This window comes from Arthrobacter sp. GAS37 (genome assembly GCF_044908325.1).
Lineage (GTDB): Bacteria > Actinomycetota > Actinomycetes > Actinomycetales > Micrococcaceae > Arthrobacter > Arthrobacter ramosus.
In genome coordinates this window covers 1-22,015 of sequence record NZ_JBIYDB010000046.1, presented here as the reverse complement: position 1 = coordinate 22,015, position 22,015 = coordinate 1, and the positions used below count along the sequence as shown (strand labels likewise).

At 64.6% G+C, this 22,015-nt stretch carries 21 protein-coding genes and 1 pseudogene; 6 read left to right on the top strand and 16 right to left on the bottom strand.

Going from position 1 to position 22,015, the window contains the following annotated elements:
- Nucleotides 1–108 precede the first annotated feature (108 nt).
- From ABH924_RS22180 to ABH924_RS22170, 3 genes and pseudogenes are all read left to right on the top strand, one after another.
- Nucleotides 109–459, top strand: coding sequence for a helix-turn-helix domain-containing protein (locus ABH924_RS22180; RefSeq protein WP_404502318.1), 351 nt, complete (start codon nt 109–111; stop codon nt 457–459).
- Entirely contained in the window at nt 452–1,780 is a 1,329-nt protein-coding gene (locus tag ABH924_RS22175) for a type II toxin-antitoxin system HipA family toxin (RefSeq protein WP_404502316.1), read from the top strand. Before ABH924_RS22180 ends, ABH924_RS22175 begins: the two co-directional genes overlap by 8 nt.
- A 30-nt stretch (nt 1,781–1,810) precedes the next feature.
- Nucleotides 1,811–1,996, top strand: a pseudogene (locus ABH924_RS22170) (ACP phosphodiesterase); the annotation flags it as partial.
- Between the two features lie 14 nt (nt 1,997–2,010).
- On the opposite strand, the gene ABH924_RS22165 reads toward ABH924_RS22170, so the two are convergent.
- On the bottom strand, nt 2,011–2,550 hold the full coding sequence (locus ABH924_RS22165) for a DinB family protein (protein WP_404502328.1): 540 nt from the start codon (nt 2,548–2,550) through the stop codon (nt 2,011–2,013).
- A gap of 106 nt (nt 2,551–2,656) precedes the next feature.
- On the opposite strand from ABH924_RS22165, the gene ABH924_RS22160 reads away from it, so the two are divergent.
- The gene (locus ABH924_RS22160; protein ID WP_404502315.1) at nt 2,657–6,346 is read left to right on the top strand and encodes a hypothetical protein; all 3,690 of its coding nucleotides are present in this window, start codon (nt 2,657–2,659) and stop codon (nt 6,344–6,346) included.
- Between the two features lie 34 nt (nt 6,347–6,380).
- On the opposite strand, the gene ABH924_RS22155 is transcribed toward ABH924_RS22160, so the two are convergent.
- The 12 genes from ABH924_RS22155 to ABH924_RS22100 form a co-directional block, all read right to left on the bottom strand.
- Entirely contained in the window at nt 6,381–7,202 is an 822-nt protein-coding gene (locus tag ABH924_RS22155) for an IclR family transcriptional regulator C-terminal domain-containing protein (protein ID WP_404502313.1), read from the bottom strand.
- 95 nt (nt 7,203–7,297) lie between these two features.
- The gene (locus tag ABH924_RS22150; protein WP_404502311.1) at nt 7,298–7,984 is read right to left on the bottom strand and encodes a 3-oxoacid CoA-transferase subunit B; all 687 of its coding nucleotides are present in this window, start codon (nt 7,982–7,984) and stop codon (nt 7,298–7,300) included.
- A 1-nt stretch (nt 7,985) separates the two neighbouring features.
- On the bottom strand, nt 7,986–8,645 hold the full coding sequence (locus tag ABH924_RS22145; RefSeq protein ID WP_234752852.1) for a 3-oxoacid CoA-transferase subunit A: 660 nt from the start codon (nt 8,643–8,645) through the stop codon (nt 7,986–7,988).
- 4 nt (nt 8,646–8,649) lie between these two features.
- Complete coding sequence (locus ABH924_RS22140) at nt 8,650–9,894, bottom strand: thiolase family protein (RefSeq protein ID WP_404502309.1); 1,245 nt, start codon at nt 9,892–9,894, stop codon at nt 8,650–8,652.
- A gap of 82 nt (nt 9,895–9,976) precedes the next feature.
- Complete coding sequence (gene pcaC / locus ABH924_RS22135; RefSeq protein ID WP_404502307.1) at nt 9,977–10,438, bottom strand: 4-carboxymuconolactone decarboxylase; 462 nt, start codon at nt 10,436–10,438, stop codon at nt 9,977–9,979.
- Nucleotides 10,435–11,250: an alpha/beta fold hydrolase gene (locus tag ABH924_RS22130; RefSeq protein ID WP_404502305.1), complete on the bottom strand. Its 816-nt coding sequence runs from the start codon at nt 11,248–11,250 to the stop codon at nt 10,435–10,437. The genes pcaC and ABH924_RS22130 overlap by 4 nt, the downstream gene beginning before the upstream one ends.
- A complete protein-coding gene (locus ABH924_RS22125; RefSeq protein ID WP_404502303.1) occupies nt 11,243–12,688 on the bottom strand; it encodes a lyase family protein in 1,446 nt (481 codons plus the stop codon). Before ABH924_RS22125 ends, ABH924_RS22130 begins: the two co-directional genes overlap by 8 nt.
- Entirely contained in the window at nt 12,685–13,266 is a 582-nt protein-coding gene (pcaG, locus tag ABH924_RS22120; protein ID WP_404502301.1) for a protocatechuate 3,4-dioxygenase subunit alpha, read from the bottom strand. The genes ABH924_RS22125 and pcaG overlap by 4 nt, the downstream gene beginning before the upstream one ends.
- Nucleotides 13,267–13,269: 3 nt before the next feature.
- A complete protein-coding gene (pcaH, locus tag ABH924_RS22115) occupies nt 13,270–14,145 on the bottom strand; it encodes a protocatechuate 3,4-dioxygenase subunit beta (RefSeq protein WP_234753033.1) in 876 nt (291 codons plus the stop codon).
- 54 nt (nt 14,146–14,199) lie between these two features.
- A complete protein-coding gene (locus ABH924_RS22110; protein ID WP_404502299.1) occupies nt 14,200–16,152 on the bottom strand; it encodes a bifunctional sugar phosphate isomerase/epimerase/4-hydroxyphenylpyruvate dioxygenase family protein in 1,953 nt (650 codons plus the stop codon).
- On the bottom strand, nt 16,152–17,075 hold the full coding sequence (locus ABH924_RS22105; protein ID WP_404502297.1) for a shikimate dehydrogenase: 924 nt from the start codon (nt 17,073–17,075) through the stop codon (nt 16,152–16,154). The genes ABH924_RS22110 and ABH924_RS22105 overlap by 1 nt, the downstream gene beginning before the upstream one ends.
- 167 nt (nt 17,076–17,242) lie before the next feature.
- A complete protein-coding gene (locus ABH924_RS22100) occupies nt 17,243–18,013 on the bottom strand; it encodes an IclR family transcriptional regulator (RefSeq protein WP_234752861.1) in 771 nt (256 codons plus the stop codon).
- A 207-nt stretch (nt 18,014–18,220) separates the two neighbouring features.
- Here ABH924_RS22100 and ABH924_RS22095 point away from each other — a divergent pair, with 207 nt between their 5' ends.
- Together ABH924_RS22095 and ABH924_RS22090 are read left to right on the top strand one after the other, a co-directional pair.
- Nucleotides 18,221–19,537 (top strand): MFS transporter, encoded by a 1,317-nt coding sequence (locus ABH924_RS22095; protein WP_404502295.1) that lies wholly within the window; start codon nt 18,221–18,223, stop codon nt 19,535–19,537.
- Nucleotides 19,538–19,713: 176 nt separating this feature from the next.
- Nucleotides 19,714–19,950, top strand: a complete 237-nt coding sequence (locus tag ABH924_RS22090; RefSeq protein ID WP_059388807.1) for a hypothetical protein — start codon at nt 19,714–19,716, stop codon at nt 19,948–19,950.
- Nucleotides 19,951–19,966: 16 nt separating this feature from the next.
- Here ABH924_RS22090 and ABH924_RS22085 read toward each other — a convergent pair whose 3' ends face one another.
- Genes ABH924_RS22085 through ABH924_RS22075 form a run of 3 tightly spaced genes read right to left on the bottom strand, consistent with a single transcriptional unit; the run spans nt 19,967 to nt 21,684 of the window.
- Complete coding sequence (locus ABH924_RS22085; protein WP_404502293.1) at nt 19,967–20,254, bottom strand: MoaD/ThiS family protein; 288 nt, start codon at nt 20,252–20,254, stop codon at nt 19,967–19,969.
- Between the two features lie 8 nt (nt 20,255–20,262).
- Entirely contained in the window at nt 20,263–21,426 is a 1,164-nt protein-coding gene (locus ABH924_RS22080) for a WD40/YVTN/BNR-like repeat-containing protein (RefSeq protein WP_404502291.1), read from the bottom strand.
- 57 nt (nt 21,427–21,483) lie between these two features.
- Nucleotides 21,484–21,684, bottom strand: a complete 201-nt coding sequence (locus ABH924_RS22075) for a hypothetical protein (RefSeq protein WP_059388808.1) — start codon at nt 21,682–21,684, stop codon at nt 21,484–21,486.
- Between the last annotated feature and the right edge of the window lie 331 nt (nt 21,685–22,015).

Genomic DNA, 22,015 nt, shown 5'->3' with positions numbered 1-22,015 from the left:
TTTCTGAAACCCCAGTGTCCCTCTGAACATCATTGTCCTGAGCCGTTGTTGGCTTGAGTCTAGGACGCGGAAGGCCCTGGCGGGAGTAGGAATGGCACCCCGGGTTCGATGTATGAATATCCAGACTCTGTGCAGTGTTGTTATATCCATACATCGGACAATGTTGTAATATTCATACAACGCACGGTGTCGCGATATTCATACAAGGGATTTTCAATGCCAAGCTTCGAAGCACGCAACCCCAAGAACCTCGGCGCAGCCATAAAGCACGCACGAACCGCACGTGGAATGACCCAAGAACAGCTCGCGGAAGATCTCGGGATCTCCCGCCTGTACCTAGTCAACCTTGAAAAGGGAACGTCGAACCTCTGGGCTACCAGAATGTTCCGAACACTGCGGCGGCTCGGTATCAAGGTAACCGTGAGCTTTGATTTGCCGGCGGGAGCTCCACATGGCTGAGCATCTCGATGTCTTCCTGCACGACGACCACATCGGCGTCATCACCCCCACCCGCAGGGACAGGCGGCAGGTGACCTTCGCAATCGAGCCCACATACGCCGGAGCGCCCAGCATGCTCACGGAAGGCTTCTCCCTGGTTCCTGGAACCAAAGCCGACACCCGGCACGCCTCCAATTTCTTCGGCGGATACGCGCCTGAGGGCAACCACCGAATTCGACTTGCCAGCACCGCGCGCATTGATGAGAGTGACCTGTTTGCTTTGCTGAAGCACTACGGCCTAACTATGGCTGGCGCGCTCTCGATCCGCACTGAAAAGCCAAGCGATCATGTGTCTGGCAAGTATCGGCCCCTAAGCACCCGCGAAGTCATCCGCAAGCTCGAGAAGGCCCAGCGAGACTTTGATCTCGGCAACGAACCAGACAGCGGCCGCTCCATGCTCCCCGGCTTCCAGCCGAAACTACTACTGGCACGATTTGGGGAGGACTGGGCCTACCCTGAAAATTTGGCTCATTCCACTCATATCCTCAAACCATCACCCTCCCACCGGCCCGCCACGATCTTCGACGAGTACTTCTCGCACCAGATCGCACGCCATATGGGCCTGACTGGCTTTCATAGCGAACTGATCACCTACAACCAGACGACGTTCCTCTCCATCGAACGGTACGACCGGATTGTGGAAGGCAACACGGTCCGCCCTATCCATCAGGAAGACGCTGCGCAAGCCCTTGGTTTGGACTGGACAGACTCGGCCGCAAAATTCCAGAATCCCCAGCAGCCACGCTCTCCATCCCGACCCACCGCACAGCGGATCGCCGAACTCCTCGGCTCATTTGGTGATGGCACCGATGTGGAGACTTGGCTGCGCCATCTGCTCTACAACGTGATCATCGGTAACCACGACGCACACGCAAAAAACGTGTCAATCCTCCACAAAACCAACGAGGAATCAACGATCGCCGACCTCTACGATGCAGTACCGATCCTCCATATCAACGACGACCCTTCGAGAGCCGGATCGAAAAAGATCAGCGATGAACTCTCCCTGGCAATTGGCGGCGAATTCAACCATCACAGGGTCACCCTGGACCACTTCCGCGCGGAGGTTGCAGGCTGGGGAGGCCTCAGCGGCCGTCGCGCGGATTCGATCATCGCCGATACTCTCTCCAGATTCGGGGCTGCACTCAAGGAGACTGCAAGCGTTCCCGGCGGCAGCCCTGCGCTCCGCGATCGGCTTGGGTACAACCTCGATCGAATCAGTTCAGGCCGCGCGATCGGAAAACCAAAGATGCCGCTCATTGCCTGGCCTAAAGGCAACTGAAACCGTTTCCACTCGAACGGCCGTAGCCGTGAGGCCTACATCAAATTCAATCCGGCGTCCTACAACGAGGACGGATCGGTCAGGGACGAAGGCACGGCATCCATCCTGCGCCACTATGTGGAGGAATACTGTGCGTTCGTCGAGCGCGTCCTGGCTGCCAACGCACCACGGCACATCGGCGACCACCATCCGGACCACGCCAAGCTGACGCGGTGATGCGCGGCCGCGGGCTACTCCCCTGTGACCCCGTCCACCGATTCCCGGAGGAGATCTGCATGGCCGTTGTGTCGCGCGTACTCCTCGATCATGTGCAGGACGATCCATCGCAGGCTGGGTGCCCGGCCATCGGACCAGGTGCGCGCGGCCAGCCGGCCCAGGCCGCCGTCGGCCATTGCCTCCGCGGTCAGCGAGCGGGAGCGGGACACCGTGTCCTGCCAGAGCGCACGAAGCTGATCGGGTGAGTCGTCGGCGGCCGAGTGCCATTCCCGGTCAGGGTCGGCCTTCCAATCCACCGAGTCCCACGGGGGCTGCCGGTCCCGGTCGTGCAGGCATTGGGAAAACCAGTGCTCCTCAACGTAGGCCAGATGCTTGAGCAGCCCGCCCAGGGTCATTGACGAGGGACCCACGGTCGTTCCCAAGCCGGATGCGTCCAAGCCCGCGCACTTCCACTCGAATGTGGCTCGCTGGTAATCCAGGAAGCCCAGCAGGGTAGCAGCCTCGTCGGCTGCCAGGGGAGGTTCCGTGCGTCCTTGCTCATCCACGTCGGTCATGGGCCGCGAGCCTACGCGCTGCTGCGCGCCGTGGCAACCACGCCGGGATCCCGCCATGTGGTAATTTTCGCGAGGATCAATAGCGGCTTGCCCGTCATCGGGAGCCATGTCTTTCGAGGATTTCATGGTGTCTTTGCGTGCGCGGCCAAGGCGGGGTGCAACGGGCGTGGCTGCGGTATTGGGCGTCCTGCTTATGTTGTCCGGTCTTGCGGCTCCCGGCGCCGGGGCTGCCGTTACAGGCGGGTCCGCGACAGCACCGGTCGCCGTCGTGGGGACCTCGGCGAGGCCGACGGCGGCCGGCGCCTTCATTCCGATCTCACCCGCACGGCTCCTGGACACCCGCACCAGCACGCCCGTGGGCCCGGACGGGACCGTGTCCTTCCAGGTCGGCGGGGTCAACGGGATCCCGGCCTCGGTTTCGGCGGTGGTCTTCAATCTCACCGTCACGGGCCCGCAGTCGTTCGGCTTCATCACCGCCTACGCCTCCGGAGCCACTCGGCCGAACTCCTCCAACGTGAACTTCGCCGCCGGCCAGACAGTGCCGAACTCCGTGACAGTTCCGGTCGGCGGCGACGGCAAAGTCACCCTCTTCAACCGCTCCTCCGGCAGCACCCAGCTGATCGCCGACGTCGCCGGGTACTACCTGGCTGGGACGCCGACCGTACCCGGCGCCTTCGTGCCGATAGCCCCCGCCAGGTTGCTGGACACCCGCGGCAGCACGCCCGCAGGCCCCGACGGGACGGTGTCTTTCCAGGTGGGAGGCGTGGGTGGGATTCCGGCTATGGTCTCCGCGGTGAGTTTCAACCTGACCGTGGCGAATCCGACGTCGTTCGGGTTCATCACGGCCTACGCCTCCGGAACCACGCGGCCGAACTCCTCAAACATCAACTTCGCGACAGACCAAACGGTTCCGAACTCCGTGACGGTTCCAGTCGGCGTCGACGGCAAAGTCATCCTCTTCAACCGCTCCTCCGGCAGCACCCAGCTGATCGCCGACGTCGCCGGCTATTTCCTCGCCGGGACCCCGAGCGCTCCCGGCGCTTTCGTCCCGGTGACTCCGGCGCGACTCCTGGATACGCGCAACAGCGCGCCTGCGGGGCCGGACGGGACGGTGTCCTTCCGGGTGGGCGGCGTGGGCGGGATTCCCCCCAACGTCGCGGCCGCTGTTTTCAACCTCACCGTCACCGGCCCGCAATCGTTCGGATTCATCACCGCCTACGCTTCGGGGAGCATCCGGCCGAATGCGTCCAATGTGAACTTCGCGAGCGGCCAGACTGTTCCGAGCTCCGTCACCGTCCCCGTGGGGGCCGACGGCAAGGTCACCCTCTTCAACCGTTCCGACGGCGCCACCCAGCTGATCGCCGACGTCGCGGGCTACTACCTTCCCTCCGCGTCAAGCAGTTCAGCGGTCACCTGGGGCAATAACCAATCCAGCCAACTGGGCAACGGGACCACCCCTTACCTCGCCAGTCCTGGCGCCGTCGCCGGCCTCTCCGGAGTCAAGTCGTTCGCCGGCGATGGATCCACCAGTTACGCGCTGCTGGCCGACGGGACCGTCCGCGCCTGGGGCAGCAACCAATCCGGCCAGCTCGGCAACGGAACCACCAACGACAGCAGCACTCCCGTGCAAGTCCAAGGCCTCACCAGAGTCACATCGATCGCGATCAACGGACGCACGGCGTACGCACTCCTCGGTGACGGGACCGTGCGCGCTTGGGGCGAAAGCTCCAGCGGACAACTCGGGGGCGGGATCACCTTCAGCAGCACGCCCCTCCAGGTCCAAGGCCTCACCGGCGTCACCGCGGTCACGGCCACCTATTACGGTGCATACGCCTTGCTCAATGACGGAACTGTCCGTGCTTGGGGCTCCAACTTCGTGGGTCAACTCGGCAACGGCACCACAGGCAGCGGAAGCAGCACACCGGTCCAGGTCGTCGGCCTCACGGGGGTCGCCGCCGTCATAGCCAGCGACTTCACCGCCTACGCCCTGTTGTCCGACGGAACCGTCCGCACGTGGGGCGACAATTCGAGCGGGCAGCTTGGCAGCGGAACCTCCGCCAACAGCAGCAACACGCCGGTTCAAGTCCAAGGCCTCAGCGGAGTCACCTCCATCGTGGCCAACAACTACAACGCATACGCGCTGGTGGCCGACCGGACCGTGCGTTCCTGGGGCGCCAACGGGAGCGGCCAGCTCGGAAACGGGACGACATCAGAGAGCTACACCCCGGTCCGCGTGCAGGGCATCAGCAACGTCTCGTCAATGGCGGCTGGCAAAGGCAGTGCCTACGCCGTGCTGGGCGACGGGACAGCCCGGGCGTGGGGCCTCAACCAGTCCGGCCAACTGGGCAACGGGACCACCACCAACAGCACCACTGCCGTACAGCTAAGCGGTCTCACGGCGGCCGCGTCCATCACTGCCGACAAAGGGGATTCCAACAATCCGGTGGCGTATGCCGTGCTGCGTGACGGGACGGTCCGCGCCTGGGGAGTCAACCCGACAGGACAACTCGGAAACGGCGCTACCGCTAACAGCAACGTCCCCACCCAAGTCACGGGTCTCACCGGTCTCGCGGGAGCAGCATCGATCTCGGCGGCACGAGGGACCGCGTTCGCAGTGCTGGCAGACGGAACCATCCGCGCATGGGGTGACAACTACAACCACCAACTCGGCGTTACCGGCACAACATCGTTCAGCAGCGTGCCGCTTGGCATAACTGGACTGTCCGGGGTCGTCATGGGAGCCCAAAGCCCCGGCACCAAGTACGCGGCGCTGATCAACGGAACAGTGTGGGCCTGGGGTGGAAACAGTTTCGGCCAGCTCGGGAACGGCACAACGACCGACAGCAGCGTGCCCGTCCAAGTCAGCGGACTCTCCGGAGTCGTATCCATCACTGCCAGCGGAGGCACTGCCTACGCCCTGCTGGGCAATGGAACGGTGTGGGCGTGGGGCGACAATTCCTCAGGCCAGCTCGGCAACGCAACCACCAGCAACAGCAGCATCCCCGTTCAGGTCCTCGGGGTCGCCAAGGCCAGCTCCATCACAGCCAATGGGGACTCCGCCTACGCGGTACTGAATGACGGGACCGTCCGCGCCTGGGGCAGCAACCAGTCCGGGCAACTCGGCAACGGCACCAATGCGGTCAGCAACACCCCGGTCCAGGTCAGCGGCCTCGCAGGCGTCTCCGCCATCACGGCCAGTTACGGCACCGCCTACGCACTCCTGACTGACGGGACAGTCCGTGCCTGGGGTTACAACGGCTATGGCCAGCTGGGCAACGGCACCAACGCCAACGGCAACACGCCGGTCCAGGTCCAAGGCCTCACCGGCGCCGTGTCCCTCACAGCCAACGGCGGCACGGCCTACGCGGTGGTGGGGAACGGGACAGTCTTCGCTTGGGGGTTCGGCGCGTACGGCGAGCTAGGCAACGGCACCGCCAACAGCAGCACGCCGGTCCAAGTCCAGGGTCTCACCGCAGTAACCAGCGTCACCGCGAGTGAAATCTCGGCGTACGCGGTTCTCAGCGATGGAACGGTCCGCGCCTGGGGTGCCAATTGGTATGGGCAGCTCGGGAACGGAACCGCCACCGACAGCCGCACCCCGGTCCAGGTCCAAGGCCTCACCGGAGTGAGCTCGATGGCGTGCAACTTCTATAACGCCTACGCCTTGCTCAATGACGGAACCGTCCGCGCCTGGGGAGACAACCTGCAGGGTCAACTCGGCAACGGCACCACGAGCAGCAGCAATATTCCGGTCCAGGTCCAAGGCCTCACCGGCGTGACGAGCTTGTGGCTCTAGACTCCGCCTCCGGGCGCCGAAACTTCTTGGCGGCTCAGTGCTTGGCAGCAATATCCGCCGAAATCAGCCCTGCAGTGTGCACGATTTCTTCCCGGATCGACTCGATATAGGCTCGTGGATCAGGCTGCGCGGCGACGTTTTGAGCCTGGAGCGAGACGTTGACGGCGGCCACCACCTTGCCGGCAGCGTTGCGGACGGGCGCTGCAACGGACATAAGCCCGAGTTCCAGCTCCTGGTCCAAGACGCACCAGTCCTGCCTGCGCACCCGGTCCAGCTCGGCCACCAGCTCTTCGCGGGACGTCATGGTCCGTGGCGTCAGGGCCTTGAACTCCACCGAAGACAGGTACTCGTCCAGTTTCTGCTGCGGCAGGTCGGCCAGAAGCACCCTTCCCATGGACGTGGCGTAGGCGGGGAAGCGAGTGCCCACCGAGATGCCGACCGTCATGATCCGCCGCGTGGTCACGCGGGCCACGTAGAAGATGTCCGCGCCATCCAGCACCGCGGCCGACGTCGACTCCCCCAGTTTCAGGGAGAGCTCCTCAAGGTGCGGCTGCGCAAGCTGAGGCAAGGACAACGCCGACAAATACGAATAGCCAAGCTGCAGCACCATCGCCGTGAGCGCGAAGGTCTTGCCGTCCGTGCGGACATACCCCAGCTCCACCAGGGTATGCAGGAACCGACGGGCCGTGGCACGCGTCAGGTTGGTGCGTGCCGCCACCTCGCTGAGCGTCATGACGGGGTTGGCCGCGTCGAAAGCACGGATCACGGACAATCCGCGTGCCAGCGATTGCACATACTGGTCACTCGCTTGGGGAGCACCTGCCTGCGGCACCCCGGCTACTGCTGCGTCGGTCATGGTTACCAATCTTATTGGCGCGAACTGGCAGCACGTGCCCCTTGGATTGCTTCCGGAGGGCATTTGCTGCCAGTTCGCGCTCGACTTTAGGCGCGCTAGACACCGACGACGGCGCCGGCCGCCTTCTCGTCGAACGGCACCAGTGGGACCGGCACCATGGCTTGGAGCTCTTCGAAGGTGCAGCCGAACGTCTCACGCACGGTCACGCCGTCGGGCCCTATCAGGAAGACCGCTTTGTCCGTGTACACGCGGGTCACGCAGCCCACGCCCGTAAGCGGGTAGCTGCAGTGCTCCACGAGTTTGGACCCGCCCTCGCGGGTCAGGAGCGTCATCATGACGAACACGTCCTTCGCGCCCGTGGCCAGGTCCATCGCACCGCCGACGGCCGGGATGGCGTCCGGTGCTCCGGTGTGCCAATTGGCGAGGTCGCCCTTGGCGGACACCTGGAAAGCGCCGAGCACACAGATATCCAAATGGCCGCCGCGCATGATCGCGAAGGAATCGGCATGGTGGAAATACGAAGCACCGGGGAGCTCCGTGACGGGGATCTTGCCGGCGTTGATGAGGTCGCCGTCGATCTCTTCGCCCTTGGCCTCAGGGCCCATCCCGAGCATCCCGTTCTCCGTGTGGAGAGTGATGTTCTGCTCTTCTGTGAGGTAGTTGGAGACGAGCGTAGGCTGACCTATGCCGAGGTTCACGAACGAGCCCGGAGCGATGTCCCGCGCCACGAGCCGCGCCAGATCGTCACGGCCCAAGGGTGTTGTTGAGGTTTGGTTGCTCATGTCAGGCCACCTTCACGATGCTGTTGACGTAGATTCCGGGGGTCACCACGTTCTCCGGGTCCAGGGCACCGGTCGGAACGATCTCGGACACCTGGACGATGGTGTGCTTCGCCGCTGCGGCCATGATGGGGCCGAAATTCCGGGCGGTTTTCCGGTAGACGAGGTTGCCCTTCCCGTCTGCCTTGAGCGCCTTGATGAGTGCGACGTCGGCGTGGATGGGCGTCTCGAACACTTGCCATTTGCCGTCGAGAAAGCGCGTGTGCTTCCCTTCGGCGAGCATGGTGCCGTAGCCGGTGGGCGTGAAGAACCCGCCAATCCCTGCGCCCGCCGCCCGGATGCGCTCGGCCAGGTTGCCTTGCGGCACGAGTTCCAGTTCGATTTCCCCGGCCTTGTACTTGGCGTCGAAGTGCCAGGAATCGGACTGGCGCGGGAAGGAGCAGATCATTTTGCGGACCCGTCCTTCCTTGATGAGCAGTGCAAGGCCCTGGTCCCCCTGGCCCGCGTTGTTGTTCACCACGGTGAGGTCGGTGGCGCCGGAATCGAGCAGCGCGTCGATGAGTTCGAACGGCTGGCCCGCGTTTCCGAAGCCTCCGATCATGACGGTGGAGCCGTCCTTGATGCCGGCGACTGCTTCGCCGACCGTGTCAATGAATTTCAGCATTGCCCTAGCCCTTCACCGATTGTGCCGTAACTCCGGCAGTGACGTTCTCAAGCACGACGGCCAGGCCCTGCCCGACACCGATGCAGATCGCCGCGACACCCCAACGCTCACCGGAAGCCTGAAGGCTGCGGGCCAAGGTCCCGAGGATCCGGGTGCCGGAGGCGCCCAGCGGGTGGCCCATCGCGATCGCGCCGCCGTGCCGGTTCACGATGGACGGGTCGATCCCCCACGCATCGATGCAGGCCAGGGACTGCGCGGCGAAGGCTTCGTTAAGTTCGACGGCGCCCACCTGCTCCCAGCCGATGCCCGCCTTCGCGAGTGCCTTGTTGGCGGCCTCCACCGGGGCGTAGCCGAAGAACTGGGGATCGTTTCCGTGGGCCCCACGGCCGGCGATGCGGGCGAGCGGCTCCAGCCCGAGCAGCCCCGCGGCGCTTTCGCTGCCGATCCAGGCCGCGGAGGCGCCGTCGGACAGCGGAGAAGCGTTTCCCGCCGTGACCGTGCCGCCTGTTGTCTTACCTGCGGCAGCGTCGCTGGATTCGGGACGGAACACCGTCTTGAGCCCGCCGAGCTTCTCCGCCGTCGAACCCGCCCGGATGCCTTCGTCGCGGACCAACTCCGTGCCCGGAACCTGGGTGACCAACTGGTCGTAGAAGCCTTCGTCCCACGCCGCGGCGGCAAGGTTGTGCGAGGCCGCTGCGAACTCGTCCTGCCGCTCCCGGGTGATTCCGTACTTCTCGCGCAGGCGCTCCGTGGCCTCGCCCAGGGAAATGGTCCACTCTTTGGGCATCGCCGGGTTGACTAGGCGCCAGCCCAGGGTAGTCGAGGCCAGGGTCATGTCGCCGGCCGGGTACGGCTTGGAGGTCTTGGGCAGCACCCAGGGCGCGCGGGACATGGACTCGGCGCCGCCCACCAGGATCAGCTCGGCGTCGCCGGCGTTGATCTGGCGGGAGGCGATGATCGCTGCGTCCAGGGAAGAACCGCACAAGCGGTTGACCGTGGTGCCCGGGATCGACGTCGGGAGTCCGGCCAGGAGGGTGGCCATGCGGGCGATATTGCGGTTCTCCTCGCCGGCGCCGTTGGCGTTGCCGAACACCACCTCGTCGATCCGCTCGACGTCCAAATCCGGCGCGCGCTTCACGGCCTCGCGCACCACGTGGGCCGCGAGGTCATCCGGCCGCACCCCGGCAAGGCCGGAACCGAACTTTCCAAAAGGTGTGCGCACGGCGTCGTACACATACGCCTGGTTCATGGGGTCTCCTCTAAATGTCAGTAGTCCCAACTAGCTCGCAGTTAATGTCGTTATGAGGGCTCAAAACGACATCTAATGCGAGTCAGTTGGGTGGGGTGGGGCTCGCGGGTTCGGTGGATCCGGAGGTCTCGTCGAGTTCCGCGAAAACGCCCTGCGCGGTCTTGAATGCGGTGTTGGCGGAGGGAACTCCGCAATAGATGGCGGTCTGCAGCAGGATTTCCTTGATTTCGTCCCTGCTCAGCCCGTTCGTGATGGCCGCGCGGATGTGCATGGCCAGTTCTTCCCAATGCCCGTGCGCCACCATCGCGGTGATGGTGACGGCCGAGCGCATCTGCCGCGTCAGGCCCGGGCGGGTCCAAATGCCGCCCCAGGCGATGCGGGTGATCATGTCCTGGAAGTCCTCGGTGAATTCGTCCTTCTTGGCGTTGGCACGGTCCACGTGCGCGTCGCCGAGCACTTCACGGCGGACCACCATGCCGGCGTCGTAGATTTCCTGCGAGGTGGCGTCGCGCTGAACGGCGCCGCGCGAAGAATCAGTGCTCATTTTCCGGCCTCCGTCATGAACGTCCGCATGAGGTCCGCGACGACGGCGGGTGCCTCCGCGGGCGCAAGGTGACCGACACCGTCGAGCGCAATAGCGACAGCAGTGCCGCCGGCTGTGTTGAATCCGGCGTTGATGCCCTCCGCAATTTCTTCAGCGAACGACGGCGGCGCAACAGTGTCCTCGACGCCGGCCAGCGCCTGCGTGGGGACGGTGATGCTGCCGAGCTCGGAGCGGACGTCGAATCCGGCGAGGGCCTCGCAGCAGAAGGCGTAGCTGAAGCGGTCGGCGTCCCGCAGTGTGTGCAGGAGGCGGCTGCTGACCACGGGCTGGCGATCCATGAAACCCGGAGCGAACCAGCGCTGCGCGGAACCCTGGACCATCACCGCGGTGCCTTGCGCACGAACGGTTTCGGCGCGTTCCAGCCATCCCTCCGGCGTGCCGAGTTTCGCTCCGGTGCACTGCACGGACAAGGTTTTGAGCCGCTCTGCGTGTTTGATGCCGAGCTGCAGGCCGGTGGCGCCGCCAAGGGAATCCCCGGCGTAGTGGAACACAGCGCCGGGCGCGATCGAGTCCACGAGGTCCACCACAGCGTCGGCGAGTTCGGCGACGCTGAACGTTTCGGAGGCCACGGGTGAGACTCCATGGCCGGGGAGGTCCCAGCCGATGACGTCGAACTCACCGCCGAGCAGGACTGCCGTCTCGCTCCACAGCACCGTGGACGTTCCGAGCGAGGGCCCCACCACCAGGAGCGGCTTCTCCCCGAGGGTGCGCTGCGGGGACAGCAACACCGCCTTGACGATGGGCTTAGCCACGATCGGCTCCCTTCGGATTGGTGTGTGTGAATTCGGGGTACGCGGCGAGGATGCGACGGCCGATCTCGGCGGCCTCTCCGACGTAGTTCGCAGGGTCCAAAAGTGCCTTCAGTTCCTCGTCGGACAGCTTGCTGGCCGGCACGGCTTCGCGGAGGAGCTTGGTGTAGATGTGGGCCTGCTCCACCACCGGAGCTTGCAAGGTCTCGTCGACGACGGCTTGCAGTCGCGCCTTTGCGTCGCTCCTGTCCGCGCCGAGGAGCGGGGCAACGGAAGACGCAACAGCTTCGCTGAGCAGCAATGGCCCCGAGATTTCCAGGTTGCGGCGCATCGCCTCGGGAAAGACGCGGAGCCCTTCGGCAAGTTCGCGCAACTGGGTGGCGGCACCAAGTGCGAGCCGAAGCAATCCCCGCAGGGCCTGCCATTCGATGTGCCAGGCGCCGTCCGGGCGTTCGTCGTTGAAGTTCGCCGCTGCGAGGTGCAACTGCGCTGCCAACTGGGGAGCCTGGAGAGCTGCGCTGCGGATCAGCACGGACAGCACCGGATTCTGCTTTTGCGGCATGGCAGAGGAAACGCCCCGACCCGCGGCAAGGGGCTCACCCAGCTCAGCAACCTCGGGGCGGCTGAGGAACAGCAGGTCCGAGGCGATCTTGCCGAAGGAGTCCGTCAGGGAAGCCAAGGCGTCGCCGAGTCCAGTGACAGCCAGGCGGTTCGTGTGCCACGGCGCGGGAGCGGGAACCAGTCCCAGCTTCCCGGCCAAGGCATCGGCAAGCGCAAAGGGGCTCGACGACGAGCCTTCCGTGAGCACGGTACCGGCAGCCAGGGTGCCACCGGCGCCGCCGAACTGCACGGGCAACTCCAGGGATTCAAGGCGACGGGCCGCGGCGGCCACTCCATGGAACCACTGCGCCGCCCTGAGCCCGAAGGTGAACGGAAGCGCATGCTGCGTCAGACTCCTGCCCACGCACAGCGTGTCCGCATGCTGTGCCGCAAGGGCGGCGAGCGCCGTCGTCGTGCCTTTTACTTCGGCGATAAGCGCGGAAACCACGCGGTGCGCGAGCAGCATCAGGGCCGAATCCAGGACGTCTTGGCTGGTCAGGGAGGTGTGCACAGCGGCAAGCGCGCCGACGGCCCCGCCGGGATGCCCGGCGTCGAGCTGCCTGACCCTGCCCCGAAGATCGGCCAGCAGCGGAATGACCGGGTTCGCGCCACCTTGTGCGCGTTCGGCGATGGAAGCGGCGTCGTAGGCCCAGGATTCCGCGGCCTCGGCGACGACGGCGGCGGAACCGGCGGGCGCGAAGCCCGCCTCTTCGAGCACGGATGCCCAGGCGGCCTCGACGTCGAGGATGGCCGCAATCACCGCACGGTCACCAGTCAGCGCCACCACGGCGGGCGACGCCGAAACCGGGCTGAGCAGCCCGAAATCGCCGTCCCCACTCACTGGGAGGCGCCTTCGAAATCGAGAAAAACAGTCTCGTTCCCGCCCTGCAGGCGCAGATCCCAGGTGAGTCCGCCATCCGCGTCGCGGCGTGCGATCAGGGTGCTCCGGCGCTCGGGATCGAGGGAGCTGAGCAGCGGATCCGCCGCGAGCGCTTCCTCGTTTTCCGGCAAGTAGATGCGGGTGAACATGCGGTTCATGAGGCCACGGGCGAAGACGGCAACCGAGATAAACGGAGCCGCCGCTGGTTTTCCGGGGACAGGGGACGTGGGTCCGGGGTTGACCGTGGTGAAAGTGAAGACACCGGAGTTGCCTACCGCGGCGCGGCCCCAGCCGGTGAACGTGTAGCCATCGCGGACCAGGGAACCCGTGCGCTGGACCACCTTGCCTTCGGCGTCGGGCTGCCAGATCTCCAGGATGGCGTCCGGGATGGCGTCTCCGGCACCGTCGTACACGGTGCCTTGCAGGCGGATGCTTCCGGGGCTGCCCGGAGCGAGGAGCTCGTTGTCCTTATTAAAGGGGAGGGCATAGCCGTAGAAAGGGCCAACAGTCTGGCCGGGTGTGGGTGTCAGCTTGCTCATGGTCTACTCCTCATCCCCGGCGTCGCCAAAGGCTTCGTTTTCGGTCCAGGTCCGCTTCGACCCGCTCAGGACAATGTCCCAGTTGTAGCCGAGGGCCCACTCGGGGCTCGTCAGCTCGTGGTCGTACTTGGCGACGAGGCGGTCGCGGGCGTCCTGGTCCACGATCGATTGGTAAATGGGGTCCAGGGGGAACAACTGGTCACCCGGGAAGTACATCTGGGTGACGATGCGCTGCGTGAAATCCGTGCCGAACATCGAGAAGTGGATGTGCGCCGGCCGCCAGGCGTTGAGGTGGTTCTTCCACGGGTAGGCGCCGGGCTTGATGGTGGTGAAGCGGTAGGAGCCGTCCGGTCCGGTGATGCAGCGTCCGACGCCGGTGAAGTTCGGGTCGAGCGGGGCGGGGTGCTGGTCGCGCTTGTGGATGTAGCGGCCGGCGGCGTTGGCCTGCCAGATCTCCACAAGCTGGCCGGCAACCGGGCGGCCGTCGCCGTCGAGCACTTTGCCTTGCACGATGATCCGCTCGCCCTGGGGTTCGCCGTTGTGCTGGATGGTGAGGTCGGATTCCAAGGCGTGCACGTCCTGATGCCCGAACGCCGGCGAGTACAGCTCGATGGTCTCCGGATCGGCGTGGTGCAGGCTCTTGGTGGGGTGGCGCAGGATGCTGCTGCGGTACGGCGCGAAGTCCAGGCGGGGCTGGGTCTCCGGCGCACCACCGTCCTTGAGCGCCCGGGCGTACGCTTCGCCGATGGCCTTGATCTCGGCGCTGAGATCCGCTTGGGTTTCGACGGCGGCGTCCGACGGCGCGTGGGCGGCATGCGGTTCGGCCGCCGGTACGAGCTCGTCGTCGTCTTGGTAGTGCCCGGCATTTGCGTCTAGCAGCACGGCCGGCTCCTTTCGGGTGGTTGCTTTCCTGGTTTCTGCTTGCGATTCTGCTCAGCGGTGCACGTGGTGGGCGTGAAGCGAGTCGTATTGGACGGCGTGCCGCACGGGGGCGTTGGGGGCGCCGTAGCCGTCGTAGTTGCCGCGGCGTTCCACCATTTCGAAGAACACGCTGCCCACCGTGGCGGTGTAGAAGTGGAGGAATTCACCGTTGGCATCCCTGTCGTAGAGAAGGTTCAGTTCCTTGAGGGTGGCCAGGAAGGCAGGATCCAGTGCGAAGCGCGCGTCCAGGTCCTCGTAGTAATTAGCCGGTATCTGGAGGAAGTCGAGTCCGCGTGCTTTCGCCGCCCGGGCCGTGGCCACGAGGTCATCCACTGCGAAGGCGATGTGTTCCTGGTAGCTCTTGCGGGCGCCGTTGCCTTGCTGGCCAGGTCCCTGCTGGCCGGGTTCCTGCTGGCCGGGTTCCTGCTGAAGCACGGGAGCGAGGTTCAGGACCAGGCGCACGGCTCGGTCCGACGTCACCATGACCTGCGAGCGCACCAGGCCGCTGGGGCTCGCCACTTCGGCGAACGGCTGAGGTTCCAGTGCGAGGGCACTCGTGTAGAAGAGGACGGCTTCGTCGAAGTGCTGCCAGGGCTGGGCGAGGTTCACGTGGTCGATCACCGCTTGCGCTCCCGCCGAAGGGTGCTCGAGGCCTTCGCCGAACTCATGCGTCCATGCCGCCGTCCCGTCCGGGCTGCCTTGGCACAGGAAGATCTCGGTGGAGTCCGGGGCGGCGATGCCTTGGAACACTTCCTCGTCCGCCTGGACTTTGCGTGGCACCACGGGGGCCTTGAGTTGCTGGGCCCGGGCCGAGGCAATCACGGGAGAGTCGACGTCGAACCCCAGCGCCGCGATGGCGGGTTCACTGTGCGAGGGCGCCTGTTCGTTGATGATGACGCGCGCCTGCCCCATGGACCACAACTGCACGTCCTTGGTCCGGTGCCGGCCGTCGAATTCGAAGCCGAGCTGGCCCAAAAGCGTTTCGAGCTGCGCGGGCTCATCGGTTTTGACCTCGGCGAAGTTGAAGCCTGCCGGTTCGGCCACCTTGGGCAGCGTGGCCAGTTCCATGGGATAACGACGGCGGCCGGCAGCGTTGGCGAGCGAGTCACCGCTGGCGGCTCCCGCCGCGAGGGACGCCGCGTTCGCATCGAGCCACTTGACGCTTTGTTCCTCAAGCCAGATCAGCGAGCGCATCGCGTCGACGGCGGTGCGCTCCACATCGGATTGGCGGAAGACGTCGTTGAAGACCTCCAGCGAGACCGGGCCGGAGTAGCCCGCGCGGGCCACGTGGCCCATGAACTTGGCCAGTTCGAACTGTCCTTCGCCCGGGAAGACGCGGTAATGGCGGCTCCAGGACAACACATCCATGGAGAGCTTCGGGGCGTCGGCCACCTGGACGAAGAAGATCTTCTCGGGCTTGATGGCCTCGATGGGCGCGGTACCCCAGTCGCGGGAAAGGATGTGGAAGGAGTCCAGGCACGTGCCCAGGTTGGGGTGGTCCACCGTGTCCACCAAGCGGTGCGCGTGCTCGTAATCGTTGACGTATTTGCCCCAGGCCAGGGCCTCGTACGCTACTTTGACGCCGTGGTCCCCGGCCAATTCCGCCAGTCGGGCGAGCTGCTCGGCCCGGAGGTCGTCGTCGTCGATCGTGGCGGTTCCCACATTGGTGCACACCAGGATGGTGTCCATGCCGAGGCGGGACATGAGCTTGAACTTGGCGTCCGCCCGGCGCAGGTTTTCCTGCAGGATGTCTTCGGAGACGCTGTCGAAGTCTCGGAACGGCTGGTAGAGGTCCAGGCCGAGTCCAAGGTCCGCGGCCATCTTCCGCACATCCTCCGGGCTGAGCGGCGAGGTGACGAGGTCTTGTTCGAAGATCTCGATGCCGTCGAAGCCGGCGATGGCACAGGCCTGCATCTTTTCCTTGAGCGTGCCGGAGAGGCAGACCGTGGCGATTCCCGTGCGCATCAGTGCCCCGCTCCGGCGAGAGCCTTGTCGGACTTCGACTCTTCAGCTGTGGACTCTTCGGCGCTCACCAGCTCCAGGAAATGTGCCCGCATCCGTTCCGGATCGGCGTCGCGGCCCGTGAAGATGCGGAAAGCGTCTGCGGCCTGGCCCACGGCCATGCGTCCGCCGTCGAGCACGCGGCAGCCCTTGGCGCGGGCCTCGAGCACCAACTGGGTCTCGATCGGCCGGTAGACGATGTCAGCCACCCAGTGCCTGGGTTCCACAAGGGACATGTCCAGTGGGAGGCCTGGATGAGCGGCCATGCCCACCGGGGTGCAGTGCACCAAACCGTCGGCCAGCGGCATGAGTTGCGGCAGCTCCGCCGTCGGACGCGCCGTGACGGTGCTGCCCGGGAACAGGGCGGCGAGTTCCGCCGCCCGTTCGGCGCAGCGTGCGGGGTCGACGTCCACCAGGTCCAGTGTCCTGACCCCCGCAGACAGGAGTGCATAGGCGACGGCGGAGCCGGCACCGCCGGCTCCGAGCTGGACGACGCGGTCCAGACCGGCGTCGGGAAGGCCGCTGGCCAACGCGGAGCCGAAACCGGAGAAGTCTGTGTTGTGGCCGATGAAACGGCCTTCCTTGATCAGCACGGTGTTCACAGCGGCGAGCCGCCTTGCGTCCTCGGAAACCTCGTCCAGGAACGGCAGCACCAGTTGCTTGCACGGATGCGTGATGTTGAGGCCGTTGTAGCCAAGCCGGGAAGCTGCGGTCAGCAAATCGCCGACGGCGGAGCCGGGCAGGGAGAGCTCCAGCAGGTCGATGGGCCGGTACAGGTAGCGCAGCCCCTGGACGTCGGCCTCCTTCTCATGCATGGGCGGCGTCAGCGAGGGCGATACGCCTTCACCGATAAGGCCCACCAGGAAGGATTCGGCTCGGTTGCTCATGCTCATTGCTCCTTTGACAACTGCACCCGCGGATGGGCTCTCTCTGGATCCTCTTGAGTCATCCAGAGTCTGCTGCTCCGCCGGGCGGTATGAATCAGACTACACAAAATGTTCATATATTGCACTAGTGTTCTTATCGCGAACAAAAGTGCCAGCCGCTAACGCCTTTAGCGCTGCGGCAGGCGGTCGGCAAGCTCGGATGCCGCGCTTTTCAGCAAGGGGACCACCGCCACCAGCTGCTCCACGCTCATCCGGAAAACAGGGACCGCGGTGGCAAGGGATGCGAAGGCAACGCCCTGGGAATTGAGGACAGGGACAGCGACGGCGCGCATGCCCACCTCGTTTTCCTCGTCCATGATCGCGTAGCCCTGGCGCCGGATCTTCTCGATTTCCAGGCGGAAGGCGTCGCGGTCGGTAATGGAGAACTCGGTGAGCGGCTCCAACTCAAGCTCTTCCACCAACTGCTGCCGCTCGTCGTCGTCCGCGAAGGCAACAAGCACCTTGCCCACCGCAGTGGTGTGCAGCATTCCAAGATGCCCCGGATCGCTCGTGACCCGGAACATTTGGGGACCGTCCACCTTGTTGACCGTGAGGTGGTGGTGGCCATCCCTGACCGAAAGGATGGTGGCTTCGCCGGTCCCCTCCGTCACGCGCTGCAGGATGGGCCGCGCGGTGCCGGCGAAGCCGTGGTGGTTTGATACCCGTTGACCGAGCTGGAAGACACGAAGTCCCAGGTGGTAGCGGCGGCCATCGGCCTCGTAGTCAACGAATCCGTCGCGGGTCAGGGATCCGAGCAGCCGGTAAGTAGTGCTGAACGGCAGCTCCGCCTGACGGGCGAGCTCCGAAGCACTGGCCCCCTTCGGCTCATTGCCCAGCAATACGAGGAGGCCGAGGGCCTTGCCGATCATGTCGGTTTTTGTGTCTTCCTTCACATCCATAACTAAAGATTGCCACATCGTGAGAGCTATATCTAGATGGTGAGTAAATATCTTGACAAGTGACTGCGCTCACAGTCATCATTGCTATATCGCACAAGTAGCTCTCACAATGTGGCTACAGTGTGAGGCCGCTGCCGGACCCACATCGACGTTCCAGGTACGCAAATTTCAGCCAGATGCGACATCGCCGTCACACAAAGGAACACCATGAGTCACACGATCCCGTCTACGACGCCGGGCACCGCCACTGCGGGAACGCCGAAGAAGGCCGCCCTCGCCAGCTTCCTCGGCAGCGCCGTCGAATACTACGACTTCTTCATTTTCGGTTCGGCCGCGGCCCTGATTTTCCCGCACGTGTTCTTCCCCAGCGCCGACGCCAACGCAGCCATCATGTCCTTCGCGACATTCGGCTTCGCCTATGTGGCAAGGCCCGTTGGAGCCATTATCCTGGGGCACTTCGGTGACCGTATCGGCCGCCAGCGGGTGCTGATGTTTACCCTGGTGCTCATGGGCGGTGCGACATTCATCATCGGTTGCCTCCCTGATTTCAATTCCATCGGATGGTGGGCTCCGGCGCTGCTGGTCTTCGCACGCCTCTGCCAGGGCCTCTCGGCTGCCGGTGAACAAGCCGGCGCTTCGTCCATGACGCTGGAACACGCTCCGGACAACCGCCGCTCCTTCTTTACTTCCTGGACCCTCACGGGAACCCAGGGCGGCCAGATCCTCGCAGCGTTGGTCTTCATCCCCGTGGTCGCCCTCCCCGACGAGATCAAGTACGGCATCGGCTGGCGCATCCCGTTCTGGCTCAGCGCCGTGGTGGTCCTGGTAGCGTTCTTCATCCGTCGCACCCTGCACGAGCCGCCGGCGTTTGCCGAGGCCAAGAAGAACAACCAGATCGCCAAGCTTCCCGTGGCCGACCTCCTCCGGCTGCACTGGGCCGACGTCCTGCGCGTTATCTGCTGCGCCTTCATCTCGGCCGTGAGCACCGTCTTCGGCACCTTGGCCATTGCCTACGCCAAGGACGTGGCCCACGTCAACAGCACGATCACCCTGTGGCTCGTCGTGGCGGCAAACGTCGTCGCGCTCGGCACCCAGCCGGTCTTCGGCCGGATGGCTGACCGGATCGGCCGCAAACCCGTCTTTATCTACGGTGCCGTAGCCAGCGCCATCATGACGCCCGTGTTCCTCTTGACGCTTGAATCCGGAAACGTGCCGCTCATGTTCCTGGTGTCCGTGGTGTACTTCGCCTTCGGATACGCCGCTGCAAACGCAGTGTGGCCCTCCTTCTACGGCGAAATGTTCAGCACTAAAGTCCGTTTCTCCGGCTTGGCCATCGGCACGCAGATCGGCTTCCTCATGGCAGGCTTCGCCCCAACGATCGTCACCGCAATCGGCGGCACCAAGGCCGGCGGCTGGGTCCAGATCAGCATCTTCACCGGCGTCATCTGCGTCATCGCAGCTGTCTCCGCGATGACCGCCCGTGAATCCTTCAAGACCCCGACGGCGGAGCTCGGCCTGAAGTAGGGCCCAACCCCGATTCCCCCTTGATCCATTGGCCCCACCCACCGGGTGGGGCCAATGGATTTTTTTGCTAACGGAAGTCTTACCCACGGCTAACCCGTACGAAACCACCCTGCAACATTGGCCCGTCACACTGGAATAGCCGGCAAACGCTGGCAGCTCCAGCCAGGGAGGCCACCATGTTGAAGGAAGTATCAACCCACCCCACAAGAATCCGCGCACTTGACCAGTTGCACCGTGGCGACCAGATCGAAGCCCGCCTCTCCGTCGGACCCTCCTACGATGACGTTGTCATCCGCAGGGGCAGCGTCCAGGAAACGGCCCCGGGCATCGGCGTCGTCTGGATCATGGATCAGCTGACGGGCCTTCGCAAGGCCATCAATACCGACGAATGCACAGTCTGGCGAGTGGCCTGACCTGGCCCCGAACCGCTCAGCCGCCAGCCACGGACTGGATGATCAAGACCTCCTGGCCGGCCGCAACTTCAGTATCCAGACCCTTCAGACGCCGGACCTCTTCGCCGTTCACGTAAATATTCACGTAGCGGCGGAGCGAACCGGTTTCATCCCGGAGCCTCCGGGCCAGCACCGGGTAATTACCGGTCACAGCGTCAAGCAAGCTTTCCACGGTCACAGCTCCGTCGGCGGGCGTAGTCAGGTAGGACTGCCCGCCGGCGAGGGGCTGGAGAACGCTAGGCAAAACCACGGTGATGTCGGCCAAGATCCGTCCTAAGCCGGAAGACCGGATGCTACGGCGGCGGATGATTCGGCGGCCACACCTGTGGAAACAACGCCGGAGACAACGGCAGCCCGGACGCACAAAACATCAGGTAGATGCGAGGCAACTTCAACGAAGGACTCGCCTTCATCGGCGCTGGCGTAGACCGCACCGCCGCGTGTTCCGAAGTACACCCCGGTAGGTTCAGCAGTGTCCACCGCGGCTGCGTCACGGAGCACGGCGTTGTATTCGTGGTCCGGGAGGCCCACATCCAAGCGCTTCCACGACTCACCGGCGTCGTCCGTGCGGTGCACTGCAAGCCGGCCGTCCGGCGGAATCCGCTCACTATCGGCCTTGATCGGGATCACCCAGGCCGTCCCTTCGCGGCGCGGGTGGGTGAGCATCACGAAGCCGAAATCTGCCGGGAGACCGTCCGCGATGGAGATCCAGTTCTCACCGTTGTCATCCGTGCGGTACACGCCGTGGTGGTTCTGCGCATACAAGCGGCCTTCGACGGCGGCATCCGCGGCGATCTTATGCACGCACTGGCCGAATTCCGGGTTGGGATCAGGCATGAAGTAGGCCGAAATCCCCTTGTTGCGGGCCTCCCAGGAGGCTCCGCCGTCGAGAGATCGGTAGACGCCTCCGGTGCTCATGGCGACGTGGACGTTCTCCCCGGAAGGGTTGACCACAATCGAGTGGGCGGCAGCGCCACCATAACCCGCTCCCCATTCGCTGCGGTGCGGGTGGTCCCACAGGCCGCGGTTCAGCTCGAAGTGCTCGCCGCCGTCGGTCGATTTCCAGACGGAGATCGGTTCGCAACCGGCCCAGACGACCCCGGGCCGGGCGGCGGAGTCCGGGTAGATTTGCCAGATCCGTTCCAGTGCGGCCTCAGTGCCCTCCGGGAATTTGATGGCGCCTTGTTCGGGCTCGGTCCATGTGGCGCCCAGGTCATCCGAGTGGGCCACGGTGGGACCCCAGTGTTCGGAGCGCACGCCCACCATGATCCGGGGGTTGTCCCCGCGCGTATCGATCCCGATGCTGGGGATCTCGCTCATGAGGAAGTGCGGACCGGAGAGGGACCATTCCTTGCGGTCTGTGCTGCGTGCCAGCCACAGTCCTTTTTTGGTCCCGATCGCCAAGACATAACTCTCTGCGGTAGCCATGATCCCCATGCAACCATCCCGGCGCGGGAGCCGCAACGGTTTTATGAACCGGTCTAGGAAACCGTCTCAGTCCACGAACTCGGACTGCGTCTCAATGAAGTCCCAGTCGGCGTCGCTCAACCCGCCAGCCAGCTCCTCAAGGCGCGGGCCGCCGACATCCGCAATGCGTTGCAGAACTTCCAGCGGAAGCTCCGTGGCACGCAGGTTTTCCCGCAGCCATTCCTTGCTCTTGAGGTCTATGTCCAGCCACCACATGAAGATCTCCACGTGGACCACCCCTTCCTGTGCAAGTTAACGCTAGGCCTGCGCATGGTGCTCTACAAGGGGCCGGGGACCCTGATCAAACGCCGGATTTCGCCCTGAATTCGCGGCCGGAAAAAGTAAAGTGAAAGTAGTTATTCAGACTGGTAGCGGAGTGCAGTTGGGGCACGTAAGCTAATTGACAGCAGGAACCCAAAGACCTGCTCCAAAGTCCGCTCCGGAGTGCGTATCCCCCAATAACGCACTCCGGAGCTCTTTGCTTAAGGCAGGACGCGCAAAATCCCTGGCGACAACGCGAAAAATGCCGGGGCCCGGGTTTTTGGCGGGCTGGCCCGTT

Coding starts and splice junctions, on each gene's coding strand:
- ABH924_RS22150 (WP_404502311.1), bottom strand. CDS start 7,984: ATGAGCAACCAAACCTCAACAACACCCTTGGGCCGTGACGATCTGGCG.
- ABH924_RS22080 (WP_404502291.1), bottom strand. CDS start 21,426: ATGGGGATCATGGCTACCGCAGAGAGTTATGTCTTGGCGATCGGGACC.
- ABH924_RS22095 (WP_404502295.1), top strand. CDS start 18,221: ATGAGTCACACGATCCCGTCTACGACGCCGGGCACCGCCACTGCGGGA.
- ABH924_RS22110 (WP_404502299.1), bottom strand. CDS start 16,152: ATGCGCACGGGAATCGCCACGGTCTGCCTCTCCGGCACGCTCAAGGAA.
- ABH924_RS22160 (WP_404502315.1), top strand. CDS start 2,657: ATGTCTTTCGAGGATTTCATGGTGTCTTTGCGTGCGCGGCCAAGGCGG.
- ABH924_RS22090 (WP_059388807.1), top strand. CDS start 19,714: ATGTTGAAGGAAGTATCAACCCACCCCACAAGAATCCGCGCACTTGAC.
- ABH924_RS22155 (WP_404502313.1), bottom strand. CDS start 7,202: ATGACCGACGCAGCAGTAGCCGGGGTGCCGCAGGCAGGTGCTCCCCAA.
- ABH924_RS22165 (WP_404502328.1), bottom strand. CDS start 2,550: ATGACCGACGTGGATGAGCAAGGACGCACGGAACCTCCCCTGGCAGCC.
- pcaC (WP_404502307.1), bottom strand. CDS start 10,438: ATGAGCACTGATTCTTCGCGCGGCGCCGTTCAGCGCGACGCCACCTCG.
- ABH924_RS22105 (WP_404502297.1), bottom strand. CDS start 17,075: ATGAGCAACCGAGCCGAATCCTTCCTGGTGGGCCTTATCGGTGAAGGC.
- ABH924_RS22100 (WP_234752861.1), bottom strand. CDS start 18,013: ATGGATGTGAAGGAAGACACAAAAACCGACATGATCGGCAAGGCCCTC.
- ABH924_RS22175 (WP_404502316.1), top strand. CDS start 452: ATGGCTGAGCATCTCGATGTCTTCCTGCACGACGACCACATCGGCGTC.
- ABH924_RS22180 (WP_404502318.1), top strand. CDS start 109: ATGTATGAATATCCAGACTCTGTGCAGTGTTGTTATATCCATACATCG.
- ABH924_RS22140 (WP_404502309.1), bottom strand. CDS start 9,894: ATGAACCAGGCGTATGTGTACGACGCCGTGCGCACACCTTTTGGAAAG.
- ABH924_RS22145 (WP_234752852.1), bottom strand. CDS start 8,645: ATGCTGAAATTCATTGACACGGTCGGCGAAGCAGTCGCCGGCATCAAG.
- pcaG (WP_404502301.1), bottom strand. CDS start 13,266: ATGAGCAAGCTGACACCCACACCCGGCCAGACTGTTGGCCCTTTCTAC.